This is a genomic window from Stenotrophomonas sp. GL_111, assembly GCF_057835245.1.
Genome location: NZ_CM174421.1, coordinates 3,684,460 through 3,702,964 on the forward strand (window position 1 = coordinate 3,684,460; position 18,505 = coordinate 3,702,964).

Here is an 18,505-nt window from a genome sequence, read left to right on the forward strand (position 1 = left end):
GTTGTCAGAACGATTACAGACTCCGCCTCAATCGCCAGGCCGGCCCTGGCCGAGCGCACCCCAAAGGGAGTCCGTGTGACCGCAGCTGCCCACTCTGTACCGTCCCATGCCCTGCCCGCCGCGGTGCCGCCTTTCCTGGCCGCCGATGTCGGGGGAACGCATGTGCGGGTGGGCCGGGTCCAGGCCAGCCACGACCCGAGCCATCCGGTCCAGCTGCTGGACTACCGCAAGTTCCGCAACGCCGACTATTCCGGCTTGAGCGCGATCCTGGCCGAGTTCCTCGCCGACGGCCCGCGCCCGGCCCATTGCGTGGTCGCCACCGCCGGCTATGCCCGCGCTGACGGCACCGTGATCACCGCCAACCTGCCGTGGCCGCTGTCGGCACGTCAGATCGAACGCGACCTGGGCCTGGACGAGGTCTATATCGTCAACGACTTCGAAGCAGTGGCCTACGCCGCCGCCCAGGTCGATGCCAGCGGCGTACTGCAGTTGACCGGCCCGGCCACCGCCCCGCGTGGCCCGACCCTGGTGGTCGGCCCCGGCACCGGGCTGGGCGCGGCGGTGTGGATCCCGACCGCGCACGGCGCGGTGGTGCTGGCTACCGAAGCCGGCCAGCCGACGCTGGCCACCACCACCGAACTGGAAATGGCGATCGTGCGGCAGATGCAGCGCGAACACGCGCACGTCTCCGTCGAGCACGCCCTATCCGGCCCCGGGCTGATGAATCTGTATCGCGCCCTGTGTGCCTTGAATGGCCAACCGGCCACGCTGACCACCCCCGATGCGATCACCGCCGCGGCGATGTCCAACCAGGACGCGCAGGCGCGACAGAGCCTGGAGGTGTTCTGCGGGTTGCTCGGCAGCACCATCGGCGACATGGCCCTGCAGTACGGCGTCACCGGCGGGGTCTACCTGGCCGGCGGCATCCTGCCGCAGATCCGCGAATTCCTCTTGAACAGCAGTTTCGTGCCCCGCTACCTCAACAAGGGGCCGATGCGCGAAGCGCTCGAACGCATCCCGGTGAAGGTGGTCGAGCACGGCCAGCTCGGCGTGATCGGCGCCGCCAGCTGGTACCTGGGTCGCCAGGACGCCTGATCCGTTTGCAGCACCGCACACGCAGCCCCGAACACCCCGTACCAGAAATGCAGCACGCAACACGTGGCACGACACCGCCCGGGCTACCCCGTGCAGGCCAACGCAACTTCAAAACGAACGCCGGCAGCCGGCGACCATCGAGTGATGAGGAGAGACATCATGAACACCCGTAAGACCCTGCTTTCTGCAGCGATCGTCAGCTGCCTTGCCTTCGGCGCCCACGCGCAGCAGGCCCCGACCGCCGCCGCCACTGCCACCGACCTGGACACCGTGCAGGTCACCGGTATCCGCGGCTCGATGGAGAAGTCGCTCGATACCAAGCGTGAAGCCAATTCGCGCCTGGAAGTGGTCACTGCCGAAGACGTCGGCAAGCTGCCGGCGCACAACGTTGCCGATACCCTGCAGCGCCTGCCGGGCGTGAACATCAGCTCGTCCAGCGCCGACGAAGGCGGCTTCGACGAAGCCGACCGCGTCAGCCTGCGCGGCACCAGCCCGAGCCTGACCCAGACCCTGATCAACGGCCACAGCGTCGGCTCGGCCGACTGGTTCGTGCTCAGCCAGGGCAGCAACGTCGGCCGCAGCGTCAGCTACACCCTGCTGCCGTCCGAGCTGGTCCGCTCGGTGGAAGTGAACAAGTCCTCGCAGGCCAAGCTGCAGGACGGCGGCACCACCGGCACCGTCAACATCATCACCCGCAAGCCGCTCGAGTTCGCCAAGCAGATCACTGCTGAAGCCTCCATCGGTGCGGTGCGTTCGGACCAGGCCAAGTCCAATGATCCGCAGCTGTCGGGCCTGTTCAACTACAAGAACGATGACAGCACCTTCGGCGTGATGGTGCAGGCCTTCAGCCAGAAGCGCGAACTGCGCCGCGAAGCGCAGGAGCTTCCCTCGGGCTTCTTCCAGATCGACCCGAACGGTACCGTGGGCAAGAGCAACCCGGACCTGGCCGGCGTCTACGCACCGGCGCTGCTGGGCTCGACCCTGTTCGAACAGACCCGCGAGCGCAAGGGCGGCCTGATCTCGCTGCAGTTCAAGCCGGCCGACAACCTGACCCTGGGGCTGGAAGGCTTCAGCTCGAAGATGGAAGCCAACAACTACAACCGCAACTTCATGTTGTGGGGCGGCAAGATCCTCAACGACGACAAGAACGACAGTGGCGCGATCGTCCGCCCGGGCCAGGCGCCGCTGCCCGGCTACGTGGTCAAGGATGGCGTGCTCACCAATGCCAACTTCGCCGGGGTCGCCGGCACGCCGTACGCCGTGTACGACATGATCTACCGCGAAGCCACCGCCAAGAGCAACTACATCACGCTCGATGCGGACTGGCAGATCAATGACAGCCTGTCGGCCAAGTTCCAGGCCGGCAACACCAAGGGCACCGGCACCACCCCGCGCCAGTTCATCGCCGAGGTGACCGTGGGCGACGGCGGCGGTGCCAACTGGACCACGCATGGCGCCGGCGCGCCGGTGGACTGGAACGTGGGCGGCAACATCGGCCCTGATGGCGTGACCAGCTTCGGCACCTGGGGCAACCAGGAAGTGACCGCCGAAGACAAGGAAAAGTGGTTCACCGCCGACTTCAACCAGTACTTCGATGGCGGCACGCTGAGCTCCATCGAGTTCGGTGCCCGCTATGCCGACCACAAGCGCGAAGCCCTGTCGCCGGAAGGCGCCACCCCGGGCGACATCTGGTCGGCCCTGAAGGGCAGCGCCACCGGCAACTTCCCGGGCGGTTTCGCCGGCGGCATCGGCGGCAACTTCCCGCGCAACATCTGGTACTACACCCCGGGTGCACTGAAGGACGCCATCCTCAACAACTCCACCTGGCTGGCCGGCAACGATGGCCCGACCGGTCGCCACAACTACGGTGCCGAGTGGAAGGTCGCCGAGAAGAACTTCGCCGGCTACGTGCAGGCCAACTTCGTCGGTGACCGCTGGAGCGGCAACGTCGGCCTGCGCTACGTCAACATCAAGCAGGACATCGACACCTACCAGGCCGTCAGCGATGCCGCCAACGCCGATGTCCGCAGCCTGTTCGGCATGTGGAAGTCGCTGGCCTTCCAGAACAAGCACGACCGCATCCTGCCGAGCGCGAACCTGAAGTTCGACATGGCCGATGACCTGGTGTTCCGCTTCGCCGCGTCGCAGACCCAGACCCTGCCGGACTTCTCGGCACTGGGTGCGTCCTCGTGGGGCTCGGACCTGAGCAGGACCGGTGGCGGTGGCAACCCGAACCTCAAGCCGGTGCTGTCCACCAACTTCGATGCCAATCTGGAGTGGTACTTCATGCCGCGCGGCATGGTGTCCGTCGGTGCGTACTCGATGAACCTGAAGGACTACGTGGCCTTCGGTATCCAGACCCAGATGCTGTTCAGCGAATTGACCAACCAGCTCGAGGCCTACCAGGTCGCCGTGCCGGTCAATGCCGACGGCAAGGTCAACGGTCTTGAAGTGGCCTACGAACAGCCGATCGGTGAGTACTTCGGCGTCAGCGCCAACTACACCTACGCCGATGGCAGCACCTCGCACACCTGGGCCGATGGCACCAACAACCTGCTGGGTACCTCGAAGAACACCTACAACGTGGGCGCGTACTTCGAGAACGACACCTTCGGTGCACGCGTCAGCTACACCTCGCGTTCCTCGTTCCTGATCGGCCTGAAGGGCGCCAACCCGTACTACCAGGATGATTTCGGCACCCTGTCGCTGTCGCTGAGCTACAAGGCCACCGATTGGATGAGCGTCAGCTTCGATGCGCTGAACCTCAACAACCCGACCCTGAAGTACTACCAGAGCTCGACCATCCCGAGCGCGTTCTACGAGAACGGCCGCCAGTACTACCTGAACTTCCGCTTCAAGTACTGAGCCAACGGCAGCAACACCGCCGAGTAGTGCAAGCACGCCGGGCCTGGATCATTCCGGGCCCGGCGTTTTTCATGTAAAGGAAGTACTGCACCAGAACCCAGGAGCCGTTCCGATGACGAAGCCCACCCGCGCCCACCTGCGTGCGCCCCTGCTGCTGAGCGCCCTGCTGGCCGCCCTGCCGGCAGCGCAGGCGCTCGCCGCCGACCCGTCCATGCCGCCGTTGATTCCGCTGCCGGCCCACTACCAGGCCGCTACCGGCAAGCCGTTCGTGCTCGGCGCCGCCACCCGCGTCGGTGGCAACGATGCGGCCGCCCGCCGTGCTGCCGACCAGTTCGTGCGCGTGCTCGCGCGCAATGGCGGCCCCACCCTTGCCGTGGCCCAGGACGCGGCCAAGGCGCAGATCCGTTTCCGCCTGGACCCCTCCGCCACCAACACCGCCGAAGGCTACGCCCTGAAGGTGTCCAGTGATGGCATCGAGATCAGCGCCGGCGACGATGTCGGCCTGTTCTACGGCGCGGTCACCGCCGCGCAGCTGTTGACCACCGGCACCAAGGGCGAAGTCGCCGCGGCCACCATCACCGACACCCCGCGCTTCGTCTGGCGCGGCCTGATGCTCGATTCGGCGCGGCACTTCCAGAGCCTGGAAGAGATCAAGCAGGTGCTCGATGCGATGGCCGAGCTCAAGCTCAACACCTTCCACTGGCACCTCACCGATGACCAGGGCTGGCGCATGGAGATCAAGCGCTACCCGAAGCTGACCGGCGTGGGCAGCTGCCGCATTCCGGCAGGCGATGGCGGCCGCGACCCGGCCACCGGCCAACCGCGCCCCTACTGCGGCTTCTACACGCAGGACCAGATCCGCGAGGTGATCGCTTATGCCGCCGCCCTGCATATCCAGGTCATCCCCGAGATCGATGTGCCCGGCCACGCCACCGCCGCGATCGCCGCCTACCCCGAACTGGGCGTACTGGATACGCCGTTGCAGCCGCTGAGCGAATGGGGCGTGTTCCCGAACCTGTTCAACACCGAGGAAAGCACCGCCACCTTCCTGGAGAACGTGCTCGAGGAAGTGATCGCGCTGTTCCCGTCCAAGTACGTGCACGTCGGCGGCGACGAAGCGGTCAAGGACCAGTGGGAGGCCTCGGCACGCGTGCAGCAGCGCATGCGCGAAGTAGGCGCACGCGATGAAATGGAAATGCAGAGCCACCTGATCAAGCGCCTGGAAAAATTCCTGGAGCAGCACGATCGGCGTCTGATCGGCTGGGACGAGATCCTCGAAGGCGGGCTGCCGCCGGAAGCCACCGTGATGTCCTGGCGCGGCACCGAAGGCGGGCTCAAGGCCGCCAGCGAAGGCCACGACGTGGTGATGTCGCCGGTCACCGACATGTACATGGACTACCTGCAGACCACCTCGGCCAACGAGCCGCCGGGCCGCCCGCTGAGCACGCCGCTGGGCCGCGTATACGGGTTTGAGCCGGTGCCGGCTACCTTGGCCAAGGACAAGCAGCAGCACATCCTCGGCCTGCAGGCGAACATGTTCACCGAACACACGCGCAGCTACGCGCGCCTGCAGCACAACCTGTTCCCGCGCCTGGCCGCCGTGGCCGAAACCGGCTGGTCGCCGCGCGAGAGCCGCGACTTCGCCAACTTCCTCACCCGCCTGCCGACCCAGCTGCAGCGCTGGCAGGCCGTCGGCATCGCGTATGCGCAGACGCCGTTCCAGGTGGAACTGGACAGCACGGACGATCGCAAGGCGGGCACCACCACGCTGGCCCTGCGTACTCCGCTGGATTACCCGATCCACTACAGCACCGATGGCAGTGCGGTCACCGCGCAGTCGCCGCGCTACACCCGGCCGCTGACCCAGCCGCTGCCGGTCACCCTGCAGGCCGCGACGTTCTTCAATGGCCAGCCACTGGCCAGCGCCGCCAGCCGTTTCGACATCACCGCCGCCTCGCTGCTCCGCCGCAGTGACGAGCAGCTGGCGATGTGCCCGGGCGAAGGCAAGCTGTTGTTGCGGCTGGAAGACGATGGCCCGGCCGAGGGCGAGCGCGCGATTTTCGCCGTGAACATCTTCAACCCGTGCTGGTTGTGGGAGAAGGCCGACATGACCGGCATCACCCAGCTGCGGGTGCGTGCGGGGCAGATTCCGTACTACTTCCAGCTGGCCCATGACGAGCCCAAGCGGATCTTCTCGCCGGCACGCAGTGCGCACGGCGAGATGGACATCCTCAACGGCCAATGCACGGGCAAGCCGCTGGTCAGCGTGCCATTGCCGGCCGCGCCGGACGCCGATGGCTTCATCACCTTGGATGCCACGCTGCCGCGTGCGTTGAAGGGCAAGCAGAACCTGTGCGTGCGCTTCACCGGCGATACGCGGCCTACGATGTGGGTGCTGGATGCGTTGACGCTTGTACCGCGCTGAGGGGAACGGCGTACCGACCAACGGTCGGTACCCACCGGTGCTCACCGGTCCGGCCAGCGGCCGGCACTACTGGCTGGATTGCGGTGGTGCCGACCGTTGGTCGGCACTGCCTTTAGCCGCGCAACCGCAGCAGCAGATTCCGCAGCGGCGTGAACACAATCGCCATGCCGGCGATCACGCCCACACTGTTGGCCAGCGCATCCATCGGGTCGGCCATGCGGTTGGCGGTCAACGCGCCCTGCGCGAATTCGATGCCCACGCCCAATCCAACCAGTCCCGCACCGACCCCCAGCAGCGCCGCACGCGTGCGGTAGATCTGCACCGCCGAGGACGCCAGCAGGAAATAGGCCAGGAAGTGCTCGACCTTGTCGCTGTTCTGCGGCAGGTCCAGCGGCGGGGGCGGAATCAGGCACACGGTGATCGTCAGCACGATCGCCAACCACCACAGCCCCAGCCAGAACCGCGGCCAGCGCAGCGGCTTCAACATCCCTGTCGGTGTCATGTCAGAGCCGCCAGGTCAGGTCGCCGAGCGCGAACGCGGCTTCAAAATCGACATCGCGCTGGAACCCCATCACCTGGAAGCGCTCGCCCATCTCGCTGGGCAGCGTGAGCTTCTTGACCTGGTCACGCAGGCGCACCTTGCCCAGTTCATCAACGCGGCTTTCGGCCTTCTCCAGCAGCGTGTCCAGACCATTGCCGAGCAGGAAACTGGACTGCGTGCAGTAGCCGGCCAGTTCGAACCCGGCACCGGTGCCGGCCTCGGCCAGGGCGGTGAAATCCACCGACGCGGTGAGGTCCTGCAGGCCCGGCCAACGGTAGATATCGTTGTGCACGTGGTGGCGGTAGAACGCGCGCACCGTGCCATCGTCGCGGTCATCCTGGTAGAACTCGTTGCGCGGGTAGCCGTAGTCGACGAACAGCATCGCCCCGCGCTGCAGGCCACCGGCCACCGCCTGGATCCAGTACGGCAGGTGCGGCAGCAGCTCGGAGCGGTAACCGTCGGCGAAGGGCTTCTCGCGGTAGGCCTCCACATGCCGCACCGCGGCGCTGAGCATCGCATCGGCCGGCTGCGCACCGCGCATGAAGGCGTTGTCGGCGTCCAGCTCCACGGTCTCTTCGTAGACCATGCCGTCACGGGCCAGGAAGCGCGGCGTCGGCAGCGCGTCGATGACTTCGTTGGCGAACACCATGCCGTCCCAGTCGTCATCGAACGGGCCGTCCAGCCACTCCACCAGCGCGAACAGCGGCGGGATCAACGCCTGCTCCAGGCGCTCACGTTGGCGCTCGCGCAGGTCCGCGCTGGGCTCCAGGATCGCGTAGCGCGCCGGCAGCGCATCCAGTTCCAGCATGCGCTTGAGCAGGATCTCGGCGAAGGCGCCGCTGCCGCCGCCCAGCTCCATGAAACGGGCCTGCGGGCCCAGCTGCTGCATCACCGGGGCGATCGCATTGGCCAGGGTCGCGGTGAACAGCGGGCCCAGTTCCGGTGCGGTGGTGAAATCACCCGTCGCGCCGAACTTGCTGGCACCGGCACTGTAATAGCCCAGCCCGGGCGCATACAGGCTCAGCTCCATGAACCGTGCGAACGGCATGGCGCCGCCATTGGCGAGGATTTCCGCGCGCAGCGCGGCCGCCAGCTGGTCGCTGTGGGCCAGGGCGTCGGAATCGGGGGGGGGCAGTGGGGAATGCATGGTGCAGGCGATTGCGGTGACAATGCACAGCATAGCCGAGCAGGGAGTACCCCCGATGACCGCCACCGCACCCGTCGTGCTGATCACCGGCAGCGCACGCCGGATCGGCGCGGCCATCGCCCGCCAGTTCCACGCCTGTGGCTGGTCGGTGGTGCTGCACGCGCATACCTCCACCACCGAACTGCAGCAGATGGCCTTCGACCTGGACATGCTGCGGCCCGGCAGCGTGCTGGCCCTGCAGGCCGACCTGCGCGATGCCGAGGCCCTGCCCGATCTGGTCGAACAGACCGTGGCCCAGTTCGGGCGGCTGGATGCGCTGGTCAACAACGCGTCCAACTTCTACCCCACCCTGCTGGGCCAGATCACCGCCGAGCACTGGGACGACCTGTTCGCGGTCAACGCACGCGCGCCGCTGCTGCTGGCCCAGGCCGCCGCCCCGCAGCTGCGCCGCCACCAGGGCTGCATCGTCAACCTGACCGACCTGCACGGCACCCAGCCGATGCGCGACCACCCGGTCTATGCGGCGGCCAAGGCCGCGCTGGAGATGGTCACCCGCTCGCTGGCGCTGGAACTGGCGCCCAAGGTGCGGGTGAACGCGGTGGCGCCCGGCGCGATCCTGTGGCCCGAGCAGGGCAAGGACGATTTCGCCCAGCAGGCCGTGCTGGCACGGACCCCGCTGGCGCGGACCGGCACCGTCGAGGAAATCGCCGAAGCGGTGTACTGGCTGGTCAGCGACGCTCCGTTCATCACCGGCCACACGCTGCGCGTGGATGGTGGGCGGACCCTCTCTTGAGCGGTAGTGCCGGCCGCTGGCCGGCTCGCCTGAACCCGACATCTGCTGAACCCGACATCGCCTGGTTGCCGGCCAGCGGCCGGCACTACCGGGCGCGGTCGGCATACCCGGGTCAACCGGGCATCAGCTCCAGCGTGTCGAAGCTGTCGTCATGTTGCCGGTGCGCGCGCCACAGCGTGGCCAGGTCCAGCCCGCTGACCGGGTCGATGAACGCGGGGGCGATGTCGGCCAGCGGCTTGAGCACGAAGGCGTGCTTGAGCTCCGGGCGCGGGATGCGCAGGTGGCCGGGGCCTTCCACGATCAGGTCACCGTAGAACACCACGTCGATGTCCAGGGTGCGGTCGCTGAAGCGCGGGCCGCTGCGGTCGCGGCCATGCGCGTCTTCCAGCGCATGCAGCCACGCGTCCAGGCTATCGAGCGGCAGCTCGGTCTCGATCGCCACGGCGTTGTTGAGGAAGTCCGGGCCGTCGAAGCCCACCGCGGCGGTGCGGTAGGCCGGCGACACCCGGATCGCGCCGAAACGCTCGCGCAGGGCCGCCACCGCGGCGTGAAGATGCTGTTGCGGCTGCAGGTTGCTGCCCAGGCTGAGGAGCGCAGTGGTCATGGTATTCAGCGTGCGTGGGGCGAATCCACACGGGGCCAACAGGGCCACCGCATAGAATCGGGGTGCACATCATAGGGCACCACCATGACCTATTGCGTCGGCATCGCGGTGGACGAGGGCCTGGTCTTCGCCGCCGATACCCGCACCAACGCCTCGCTGGACGACGTGCGCGTGCACCGCAAGCTGCACGAGTTCGAATTCCCGGGGCAGGCAGCCTTCGTGATCATGGCTGCCGGCAACCTGGCCACCACCCAGCTGCTGGTCTCGCGGCTGCGCCGTGACGTGGACGAGCAGCGCGCGGAAAACCTGTGCGCCTACCGGCACCTGTTCGAGGTAGCCGAGTATGTCGGGCGGGTGCTGGTGGACAGCCAGGTCAAGACCAGCCACCCCGAGCATGGCCACGACGGGGTCAACACCCAGGCCACGTTGATCCTGGGCGGCCAGATCGGTGGCGAGCAGCCCGGGCTGTACATGATCTATCCACTCGGCAATGCCATCGCCGCCTCGCCGGAAACGCCGTTTCTGCAGATCGGCGAGTCCAAGTACGGCAAGCCGATCCTGGACCGCATCCTGCGCCCGCAGACCCGGCTGGAGGATGCCGCGCGCACGGCGATCGTGTCGCTGGACTCCACCATCCGCTCCAACCTGTCGGTGGGCCTGCCGGTGGACCTGGTACTGATCCGCCGTGGCGACCTGCGCATCAGCCAGCGCATGCGCCTGGCCGGCGACTCCCCGCTGTACGCGCAGATCCACGGCAGCTGGTCGCACAAACTCGAGCAGGCCGTGGCCAGCCTGCCCGGCTTCCCCTGGGAGGCCGAATCCGGGTAGTGCCGGCCGCTGGCCGGCTCCTCGCGATCCCCGGTGTTACAGGGGTTGCCGGCCAGCGGCCGGCACTACCGTTTCGAACGCAGTAGGTGCCGGCCGCCGGCCGGCACAGGCTTCAAGCTGTCTCCAGCGCCTCGGCCACCGAGCGGAACACCTGCTGCATTTCCAGCGGCTTGCGCAGCACGTGCACGTTGATGATCGGCGGGAACACCGCCAGCGGCACGGTCACGTCGGCTTCTTCCAGCACCAGCGCCGGGCCGCGATAGCCCAGCGTGGCCATCTCGCCGAGCAGGTGGCTGGCCGAGAGCAGCTTGGAGCCGGCATCGGCGATCACCAGGGCCGGCATCGCTTCCTGCTGCATCCAGCGCAGCGCGGCAGCGCCGTCGGAAGCCAGCTGCAGGTGGTAACCCTGGCTGGACAGCGCGTTGCCCAGCAGCGACAGCCGCGTGGCCTCGCCGTCGACCACCAGGATCGACTGGCCGGTACCGGCGGCGATCGGCTGGTCGATGGCTTCGCTGTCGGCGGCCACTTCCTGCATCGGCAGCAGCAGGTCGAAACGGGTGCCCTCGCCCAGCGTGCTGTCGACGTGGATGCTGCCGTGCGCGCCCTCGACGATGCGCTTGCACGAGATCAGCCCCAGGCCGGTGCCGTTGGCCTTGGTGGTGAAGAACGGATTGAACAGGTGCGACAAGGTGTCCGCGTCCATGCCGGTGCCTTCATCGGTCACCGAGATGCGCAGCCAGTCCTCGCCCTGGCCGTCCACGTCGGCCGCGGCGCGCAGGGTCAGGCGGCCGCCGGAAGGCATCGCCTGGATCGCATTCAACGACAGGTTCAACAGCACCTGCTGCAGCTCGGTGTAGTTGGCGTCCACCGCCAGGCCGTCATCGGCCACGTCCAGGTGCAGGGTGACCCGGTCCGGCAGGTTGCTGCGCAGCAGCAGCTCGACCCCTTCGAACAGGTGCGCGATGCAGATCTGTTCACTGGGCTTGCGCGAGCCGCGCACGAAGGACAGCATCGATTCGGCCATCTCGTGGCCGCGCCGGCCGCACTCGGCGATCACATCGGCCAGGTGGTGCAGCTGCGGGTCGTCGGTGCGCGCCTTGAGCAGGTCCGGCATGATCAGCAGCGGCTGCAGGATATTGCGCAGGTCGTGGCTGAGCCCGGCGGCCAGCAGCGACAGGCTTTCCAGCCGCTGCGCGCGCATCAGCTCGGCTTCCACCCGCTGGCGGTCGATCGCGCTGCGTGCCTCGCGCACCGCACGCGCCACCGCCGAGGGCAGGCGCGCCGGCTGGTGTTTGATGATGTAGTCGTTGGCGCCCTGGTGCAGAGCCGCAACTGCGTTTTCCTCACCCATCGTGCCGGACACGAAGATGAAGGGCACATCGGGGTGCCAGTTGCGCACGATCTGCAGCGCCTCGTTGCCGGAAAAACCCGGCATGCTCAGGTCAGACAGCACGATGTCCGGTGCGAAACGCAGCAGCGCCTCGCGCAGTTCATCGGCGCTCTCGACCCGTTCGAAGCTGGCTTCGAGGCCGGATTCGAGCATCTGCTCGCACATCAGTTCGGCGTCTTCCGGGGAGTCCTCCACCAGTAGCACGCGCAGCATTCCCAGGGATGGGCCGGTCAGCGGCATGGGCTTACTCGAACTCCGGGGCCTGGTTGATCACGGCCCAGAACTTGCCCAGGGTCTGCACGGCACCGAAGAACTGGTCCACGTCCACCGGCTTGACCACGTAGGCGTTCACGCCCATGTCCCAACTGCGGGCCAGGTCGCTTTCTTCGCGCGAGGACGACAGGATCACCACCGGCAGGCGCTTGAGCTCTTCGGTGTTGCGGATCTCACGCAACACTTCCAGGCCGTCCATGCGCGGCATTTTGATGTCCAGCAGCAGCACCGCCGGCAGGCCTTCTTCGCGATTGGCGAAGGCGCCACGGCGCAGCAGGTAGTCCATCGCTTCCACGCCGTCTTCAACGTGCACGATCGGGTTGGCCAGACGGGCCTCTTTGAGGGCGTCAACCGCCATCTCGGCGTCGGCAGGGCTGTCCTCGGCGAGGAGGATGGTACGAAGTGCGGTCATGCGGCAGAGCCCTTGTTGATTGCGTCGAGCGCAGGAGGAAGCAGGAAGTGGAAGGTGGCGCCCTCGTCGACCACCGACTCGGCCCAGATGCGGCCACCGTGGCGGGTCAGCACGCGACGCACGCTGGCCAGGCCGATCCCGGTGCCGGGATAGTCACTGGCCTTGTGCAGTCGCTGGAACACACCAAACAGCTTGCCGGCGTAGGCCATGTCAAAGCCCGCGCCGTTGTCGCGGACCGTGAACAGGTGGCCGCCATCGGGTTGCAGCTGGTAATCGACCTCGATCCGGGCCGGATCGCGGTTGGAAGAATACTTGATCGCGTTGCCCAACAGGTTCAGCCAGACCTGGCGCATCATGTTTTCGTCGGAGACGAGGATCGGCAACGGTGCAATCTTCCACTCGACCTGACGCTGAACGCCGGTTTCCTCGGCCTCGCTCTGCGCGTTGGCATCCAGCATCGCGCGGGTATCGGCAACCAGCGACTGCATGTCCACAGCCTGCATGCGCATCGCCGCGCGGCCAAGCCGCGAGTACACCAGCAGGTCGTCGATCAGCGCGGCCATGCGCCGTGCCGAGTTTGAGATCACCCCCAGGTAGTGCAGCGACTTCTCGTCGGCCTCCTCGCCCAGGTGGCGGGTGAGCTTGTCGGAGAAGCCGGCCACGTGGCGCAGCGGCGCGCGCAGATCGTGCGAGACCGAATAGCTGAATGCTTCCAGTTCGCGATTGACCTCCGACACCTGCTCGACCTTGCCCTCCAGCTGGCGGTTCAATTCCTCGACCCGCTGCTGCACGGCACGCTGCACGGTCACGTCGCTGACCGTCATCAGCACCACTTCGTCATCCTTGTCCGGCAGCGGCATGCGCCGGGCATTGATCAGCATGGTGCGCACCTGGTCATCGGCGGTGCGTTGTTCGTGTTCGTAGTCCCACAGTTCGCGGCCGCGCAGCAGCACGTCGATCAGGCGCTGGCGCACTACCGCATCGTGCCAGGCCCCGTTGCCGATGCTGTCCAGCGTGCGGATCTCACCCTCATCGCTGTCGTCCAGCCCGTACAGCTCGGCGAACGCCGGGTTGTGCAGCTGCACCTTGAGATCACGATCCAGCAGTACGATCGGCTCGCGTACCGTATGCAGCACCGAGGCCGCACGCGCCGCCGAACGCAGCGAGGCCCGTTCGGCCACCGCACGATGGCCGATCTGGCGATGCAGCAGCCACAGCACTAGCCCGAGCAACGCCAGCTGCACCATCAACGCCGACCACGACACCAGTTCGCCCTGGCGCTGCTGCTGCGCAAATATTTCGTTGCGCTCGCGCAGCAGGTTTTCCTCATTGGCCTGCAGTTCCTCGATCAAGCCACGAATCGGGTAGCGGGTGGTCAGGTCCTGGACCAGCTGACGCTGATCGATGTCCGGCGAGGAACGGGCCAGTTGTTTGGCCAGGTCCATGCGCCGCTCCAGCATCGACTGGATGCGCCCGATCCGGACCAGCTGCTCGGGGTTGTCGCGAGTCAGTTCGGTCAGCCGCTGCAGACGCCCGGGAATATCGTTGGCCTGGGCCAAACGCTCACGCAGGCCGGGGGCATCGATGCCCTTGGACATGGTCAGCGCGGCCGATTCCACGTCGCGCACATCGGCCTGCAGCTGGTACACCGCCACACCGACATCCTGGGTGTGGGTCACCCAGCGCATCGCCTCCACGTTGTCGTCGGACAGTTGGCGCAGCGTCAGCCACGGCACGATGATGATCGCCGCCGCCGCCAGTGCCAGCGCCGGCAAGCGCCAGCGATCCCAGATGTCATCACTGAAAACCAGCGCCATAGTCCCTCTTGAACTCACGTTGCCGTGGCCGGCGGTGCTCCCCTGCCTCGGGACGCGATGGACGCCTGGCCAGCGATGGCGAAGCGATCAATATAACCTAGCCCAAATCTGAATACGCAGCCCGTTCTGTTTTCTGAATCATTAAAAAAGGCGCGCCAGACGGCGCGCCCCAGGGGATGGAAATGTGCTGGCTTCAGCGCTTGGCGCTGGCGGCCACCTTCAGGCCCGTGGCATCCACGCGCTTGACGCCCTTGATGCCCTCGGTCACGCGGACCGCCTTGTCATGCTCGGCCTGGCTGGCCACCGCACCGGTCAGCGTCACCACGCCGTTGACGGTCTCCACCTTCACCTCGGTGCCCGGTACGTTCTTGCTGGTCAGCAGATCGGTCTTGACCTTGGTGGTGATCCAGCTGTCGGTCACCGGCTCGGCCGATTCATGCGTGTCGGCATGGGTCATCGGCGTGGCTTCGGTACTCTTCGGCGGCGTCTTGGCCATCACCGACGAGGTGCCCACCAGCATGCCAAGGGCCAGCGACGCAGCAAGCAGATTACGGGTAGTGTTGGTCATGTTCACACGCTCCTTTGCGGTTGTGGCCCCAGTGTCGCGGGCCGGCCGTTGTGGACACGTCGCCGCCACATCACGTTGCCGTGAACCACTCAGGTACCTGCACAACGGTTCATGTTCGCGCCCACGCCGCGCAGCCGTTACGCTGTCTTTCCCGTTGTTTTCGCGGAGCATGCCATGCGCGCCCAACTGCAGCTTGGATTGATCGGCTATGGGCTGGCCGGCAGCGTCTTCCACGCCCCGCTGATCCAGCACACCCCGGGCCTGGCCCTGCACAGCATCGTCAGCTCGCAACGCGACCGCCTGCTGCGCAGCTTCACCGACGTGCGCATCGCCACCGACCCGCAGCAGCTGCTGGATGACCCGGCCATCGATGCAGTGGTCATCGCCACCCCGAACGATGCCCATGCGCCCCTGGCCATTTCCGCGTTGCGCGCGGGAAAACACGTGCTGGTCGACAAACCCTTCACCCTGGACGCCGCCGAAGCCGAAGCCGTGATCGCCGCCGCGCACGCTGCCGAGCGCGTGGTCTGCGTGTTCCAGAACCGTCGCTTCGATGCCGACTTCCTCACCCTGCGCCGCTTGCTCGTTGAAGGCCGGCTCGGCCGCATCGCCGAATGCCACTCGCACTTCGACCGCTACCGCCCCGACGTACGCGAACGCTGGCGCGAAAGCGACGTGCCCGGTGCCGGACTCTGGATGGACCTGGGCCCCCACCTGCTCGACCAGATGCTGCAATTGTTCGGCTGGCCCCAGGCCATCACCGCCGACCTGATGGCCCAGCGCGATCACGCGCGCAGCGACGACTACTTCCACGCCGTACTCCACTACCCCCACCACCGCGCCATCGTGCACGCCGGCTCACTCGTCGCCGCCTCCGCGCCCCGCTTCGCCGTGCACGGCAGCCAAGGCAGCTACCTCAAGGAAGGCCGCGACGTACAGGAAGACCAGCTCCGCCACGGCACCGCCCCCGGCGCACCGGGTTGGGGCCTGGACCCGCAGCACGGCCAGCACGTGATCATCGACAGCGAAGGCCGCAGCCACCGCAGCAGCGTGGACAACCTGCCGGGGGATTACCGGCAGTTCTACGCCCAGTTCCGCGATGCCATCCTCGACCAGGGCGCGCCGCCGGTCAGCACCGAACAGGCCCTGCAGGTCATGCGCCTGCTGGACGCCGGCAGGCAAAGCGCGCAACGCGGACAACGCATCGCGTTGTCCTGAAAAGCAGCCACGCATGGCGTGGCGATACCCGATCGTTGCTGCGTAGCCACGCATGGCGTGGCGATATCCGATCGTTGCTGCGTAGCCACGCATGGCGTGGCTCTACCCCACCGGTACTGGCCATCCTTGAGGGAGGGCGTCGGGCCACCCTGCCCAGGACTGTTGGCAACATGGATGTTGCCAACAAGCCCCCACGGACGGGTTCACGGCGTGTCCTGGGCAGGGTGGCCCGACGCCCTCCCCGCCCATAACAGCAACACGCCGGCTGTTGCCGTTGCCGTTGCCGTTGCCGTTGCTTAAACGATAGAGCCTCAGCTGCTCTTGATCGCATGCCCACCAAACTCATTGCGCATCGCCGCCAACAGACGGTCACTGAACGAATTCTTCTCGCGCGAGCGCAACCGCTCCAACAGCGACAGCGTGATCACCGGCGCCGCCACATCCAGATCGATCGCCTCGGCCACCGTCCACCGCCCCTCGCCCGAATCCTCCACGAACGGTGCAATCCCCTCCAGCTGCGGATTGCGACCCAGCGCATCCGCGCTCAGATCCAACAGCCACGAACGCACCACACTCCCGTGCTGCCACGCCTTGGCCACCTGCGCCAGATCCAGATTGAATTCCGTCTTGTGCTGCATCAACGCAAAGCCCTCCGCGTACGCCTGCATCATTCCGTACTCGATCCCGTTGTGCACCATCTTGCAGAAATGCCCCGCACCGGCCGGCCCCACATGTGCCCAGCCCCGGTCCTCGCCCGGCGCCAGCGTGCGGAAGATCGCATCAATGCGCGCCACCGCCGCCGCATCGCCGCCGATCATCAGACTGTAGCCCTCCTGCAACCCCCACACCCCACCGCTGGTACCGCAGTCGATGTAGGTCACCTCATCGGCCTGCAGCTGCTGCGCACGCCGCATCGAATCCTTGTAGTACGAATTGCCACCATCGATCACCACATCGCCTTCGGACAGGTGCGGCGCCAGCGATGCCAGCGTCTGGTCCACCACCTCCCCGGCCGGCACCATCAGCCACACCACCCGCGGCACCGACAACGACGCCAGCGCCTCGGCCACCGAAGCCGTCACCTCGAAACCACGCGCCGCCGCCGCGCTGCGCGCCGCCTCACCCGGATCCACCCCGATCACCCGGTGCCCACCGCGGTGCAGCCGCTCGGCCATGTTGGCGCCCATCCGGCCCAGCCCGATCATTGCAATGTCCATCTATCACCTTCCAGCTTGCGAGTTGTGTTGCGGGGATGCTGACGGCGGGGAATCGCACTGGCGAAGGCGTGCGTCGATCCAGCGCCGATACAGCGTGGTATGCAGAGTGTGCAGGCCCAGTTCGAAGGCAAACGGCGTACGCGGATTGCGGTCGAGCAGGCGTGCGATGTGATATCCGACAGGACGTATACCGCGAGGATGCACATAAATCACGAACCCCCGGTAGAACGGATCGTCCAGCAGCGCATCCAGTTCAGCCAGCAGCGGCTGCTGCGCGGCCGGCACCTCCCGCCGCAGCAGTGGATCGCGCTCCACCAGCAGCCGCTCGAAGCGCCGTGGGCCCGGCCCCGGCATCTGCCGGGCCAGCGCCCAGATCTGCCGGTTCACCGCATCGTAGTGGGCAAAGCCCTGGTGCTCGCGCAGCGCGTTGGCGGCGGCATCGCTGACATCGACCACCACGAAGTTCTCGGCCTGGTTGTTGATGTCATCCAGGTAGCTGCGGTCGAACACGTGTTCGATGAAACCCGGCACGCCCACAAACGCCTGCCGGCCACGCTGTGCGGTCTGCCGCGCCTTGCCATCGGCCAGGAACGTACCGGCATGGCGGCCCAGCAGGATGCTGTCGGTCTGGTGCAGGGTCAGGAACGTGCCGATCGACAACTCGCCCGGCGTGAACGCGGCATCGAACGCGGCATCGCCATACAGCTCGCGCTGCGTGGCCAACTGCGCCACCTGCCGCCCCACCCCGCACTCCGCGCGCACCCGGCCATCGTAGAAGTGCTGCAGCGCGCTGCTGTTGCTGGCCGCCGGCTGGTAACCCCGGCCGAGGCTGCGGAAGCGCTGCCAGCCCTGCGCCTGCGCGCCGCGTGCACCGAACCCGATCCAGCCCAGCTGCAGCGCCGAAAAGCGAAAGCCCGGATTGTCCTGCAGCTGCGTGGTGGCACGACGGGTCGCCTCGCCCAGTTTGAACGCGTAGGCGCACACCGTCGCCGGATGATCAAACAACTGCGGCAGATACGCCTCGCGTTGCCCGGCGCTCCACGCTTGCGGCAGCTGCACGCGCAGATCGCCGGCCGCCTGCGCCTGCTGCAGATCCGCGCGCTCACAGACCGCCCCGCCGTGCACCACTGGGGCCGCCACCGCCGCCTCTTCAAAGCGCCAGCCGAGTTCCTGCAGCAGCTGTGCGGTACAGGATGCAGATGGAGTGGCCGCCGTCGCCGTGGCGGCCAGCACCGCTACCAGCGCCAGCGCCGTGCGCAGCGCCCTGCGTCGCCTTCCCGCTGCACCGCGTCGCCGCACCCTGCGCGCCCGC

At 67.1% G+C, this 18,505-nt stretch carries 15 protein-coding genes; 6 read left to right on the top strand and 9 right to left on the bottom strand.

The genetic code is table 11. The annotated features are described in order from the left end of the window. Positions 1 to 75: 75 nt before the first annotated feature. From AC3IPM_RS16370 to AC3IPM_RS16380, 3 genes are all read left to right on the top strand, one after another. Complete coding sequence (locus AC3IPM_RS16370) at positions 76 to 1,095, top strand: glucokinase family protein (RefSeq protein ID WP_489301232.1); 1,020 nt, start codon at positions 76 to 78, stop codon at positions 1,093 to 1,095. A 159-nt stretch (positions 1,096 to 1,254) separates the two neighbouring features. Next, complete coding sequence (locus AC3IPM_RS16375; protein WP_489301234.1) at positions 1,255 to 3,960, top strand: TonB-dependent receptor; 2,706 nt, start codon at positions 1,255 to 1,257, stop codon at positions 3,958 to 3,960. A gap of 112 nt (positions 3,961 to 4,072) precedes the next feature. Further along, positions 4,073 to 6,385, top strand: coding sequence for a beta-N-acetylhexosaminidase (locus AC3IPM_RS16380; RefSeq protein ID WP_489301236.1), 2,313 nt, complete (start codon positions 4,073 to 4,075; stop codon positions 6,383 to 6,385). A gap of 112 nt (positions 6,386 to 6,497) precedes the next feature. Here AC3IPM_RS16380 and AC3IPM_RS16385 read toward each other — a convergent pair whose 3' ends face one another. Together AC3IPM_RS16385 and AC3IPM_RS16390 are read right to left on the bottom strand one after the other, a co-directional pair. Next, positions 6,498 to 6,872 (bottom strand): VanZ family protein, encoded by a 375-nt coding sequence (locus AC3IPM_RS16385; RefSeq protein ID WP_489301238.1) that lies wholly within the window; start codon positions 6,870 to 6,872, stop codon positions 6,498 to 6,500. A 16-nt stretch (positions 6,873 to 6,888) separates the two neighbouring features. After that, a complete protein-coding gene (locus AC3IPM_RS16390) occupies positions 6,889 to 8,073 on the bottom strand; it encodes a class I SAM-dependent methyltransferase (protein WP_489301240.1) in 1,185 nt (394 codons plus the stop codon). 55 nt (positions 8,074 to 8,128) lie between these two features. On the opposite strand from AC3IPM_RS16390, the gene AC3IPM_RS16395 reads away from it, so the two are divergent. Then, positions 8,129 to 8,866 carry a pteridine reductase gene (locus tag AC3IPM_RS16395; protein WP_489301242.1) on the top strand — a complete coding sequence of 246 codons (738 nt, stop codon included), beginning with the start codon at positions 8,129 to 8,131 and terminating at the stop codon, positions 8,864 to 8,866. Positions 8,867 to 8,978: 112 nt separating this feature from the next. On the opposite strand, the gene folK is transcribed toward AC3IPM_RS16395, so the two are convergent. Continuing rightward, positions 8,979 to 9,470: a 2-amino-4-hydroxy-6-hydroxymethyldihydropteridine diphosphokinase gene (gene folK / locus AC3IPM_RS16400; RefSeq protein WP_489301244.1), complete on the bottom strand. Its 492-nt coding sequence runs from the start codon at positions 9,468 to 9,470 to the stop codon at positions 8,979 to 8,981. An 84-nt stretch (positions 9,471 to 9,554) separates the two neighbouring features. Here folK and AC3IPM_RS16405 point away from each other — a divergent pair, with 84 nt between their 5' ends. After that, a complete protein-coding gene (locus AC3IPM_RS16405) occupies positions 9,555 to 10,298 on the top strand; it encodes a proteasome-type protease (protein WP_489301246.1) in 744 nt (247 codons plus the stop codon). A 112-nt stretch (positions 10,299 to 10,410) separates the two neighbouring features. Here the strand turns inward: AC3IPM_RS16405 and AC3IPM_RS16410 are convergent, their stop codons facing one another. The 4 genes from AC3IPM_RS16410 to AC3IPM_RS16425 all read right to left on the bottom strand — a co-directional run bounded on the left by AC3IPM_RS16410 (position 10,411) and on the right by AC3IPM_RS16425 (position 14,758). Next, positions 10,411 to 11,928, bottom strand: coding sequence for an ATP-binding response regulator (locus AC3IPM_RS16410; protein ID WP_489301248.1), 1,518 nt, complete (start codon positions 11,926 to 11,928; stop codon positions 10,411 to 10,413). 4 nt (positions 11,929 to 11,932) lie between these two features. Next, entirely contained in the window at positions 11,933 to 12,373 is a 441-nt protein-coding gene (locus AC3IPM_RS16415; RefSeq protein WP_489301250.1) for a response regulator, read from the bottom strand. After that, on the bottom strand, positions 12,370 to 14,190 hold the full coding sequence (locus AC3IPM_RS16420) for a sensor histidine kinase (protein WP_489301252.1): 1,821 nt from the start codon (positions 14,188 to 14,190) through the stop codon (positions 12,370 to 12,372). Before AC3IPM_RS16420 ends, AC3IPM_RS16415 begins: the two co-directional genes overlap by 4 nt. Before the next feature lie 193 nt (positions 14,191 to 14,383). Next, the gene (locus AC3IPM_RS16425) at positions 14,384 to 14,758 is read right to left on the bottom strand and encodes a BON domain-containing protein (RefSeq protein WP_489301254.1); all 375 of its coding nucleotides are present in this window, start codon (positions 14,756 to 14,758) and stop codon (positions 14,384 to 14,386) included. A 174-nt stretch (positions 14,759 to 14,932) separates the two neighbouring features. Between AC3IPM_RS16425 and AC3IPM_RS16430 the strand changes: the two genes are divergently transcribed. Beyond that, a complete protein-coding gene (locus AC3IPM_RS16430) occupies positions 14,933 to 15,976 on the top strand; it encodes an oxidoreductase (protein WP_489301256.1) in 1,044 nt (347 codons plus the stop codon). Positions 15,977 to 16,287: 311 nt separating this feature from the next. On the opposite strand, the gene gnd is transcribed toward AC3IPM_RS16430, so the two are convergent. Beyond that, a complete protein-coding gene (gene gnd, locus AC3IPM_RS16435) occupies positions 16,288 to 17,193 on the bottom strand; it encodes a phosphogluconate dehydrogenase (NAD(+)-dependent, decarboxylating) (RefSeq protein WP_489301258.1) in 906 nt (301 codons plus the stop codon). 3 nt (positions 17,194 to 17,196) lie between these two features. Next, positions 17,197 to 18,492: a hypothetical protein gene (locus tag AC3IPM_RS16440; RefSeq protein ID WP_489301260.1), complete on the bottom strand. Its 1,296-nt coding sequence runs from the start codon at positions 18,490 to 18,492 to the stop codon at positions 17,197 to 17,199. Positions 18,493 to 18,505: the final 13 nt, after the last annotated feature.

Coding starts and splice junctions, on each gene's coding strand:
- AC3IPM_RS16420 (WP_489301252.1), bottom strand. CDS start 14,190: ATGGCGCTGGTTTTCAGTGATGACATCTGGGATCGCTGGCGCTTGCCG.
- AC3IPM_RS16395 (WP_489301242.1), top strand. CDS start 8,129: ATGACCGCCACCGCACCCGTCGTGCTGATCACCGGCAGCGCACGCCGG.
- AC3IPM_RS16405 (WP_489301246.1), top strand. CDS start 9,555: ATGACCTATTGCGTCGGCATCGCGGTGGACGAGGGCCTGGTCTTCGCC.
- AC3IPM_RS16430 (WP_489301256.1), top strand. CDS start 14,933: ATGCGCGCCCAACTGCAGCTTGGATTGATCGGCTATGGGCTGGCCGGC.
- AC3IPM_RS16385 (WP_489301238.1), bottom strand. CDS start 6,872: ATGTTGAAGCCGCTGCGCTGGCCGCGGTTCTGGCTGGGGCTGTGGTGG.
- AC3IPM_RS16390 (WP_489301240.1), bottom strand. CDS start 8,073: ATGCATTCCCCACTGCCCCCCCCCGATTCCGACGCCCTGGCCCACAGC.
- AC3IPM_RS16375 (WP_489301234.1), top strand. CDS start 1,255: ATGAACACCCGTAAGACCCTGCTTTCTGCAGCGATCGTCAGCTGCCTT.
- AC3IPM_RS16425 (WP_489301254.1), bottom strand. CDS start 14,758: ATGACCAACACTACCCGTAATCTGCTTGCTGCGTCGCTGGCCCTTGGC.
- AC3IPM_RS16380 (WP_489301236.1), top strand. CDS start 4,073: ATGACGAAGCCCACCCGCGCCCACCTGCGTGCGCCCCTGCTGCTGAGC.
- gnd (WP_489301258.1), bottom strand. CDS start 17,193: ATGGACATTGCAATGATCGGGCTGGGCCGGATGGGCGCCAACATGGCC.
- folK (WP_489301244.1), bottom strand. CDS start 9,470: ATGACCACTGCGCTCCTCAGCCTGGGCAGCAACCTGCAGCCGCAACAG.
- AC3IPM_RS16410 (WP_489301248.1), bottom strand. CDS start 11,928: ATGCCGCTGACCGGCCCATCCCTGGGAATGCTGCGCGTGCTACTGGTG.
- AC3IPM_RS16415 (WP_489301250.1), bottom strand. CDS start 12,373: ATGACCGCACTTCGTACCATCCTCCTCGCCGAGGACAGCCCTGCCGAC.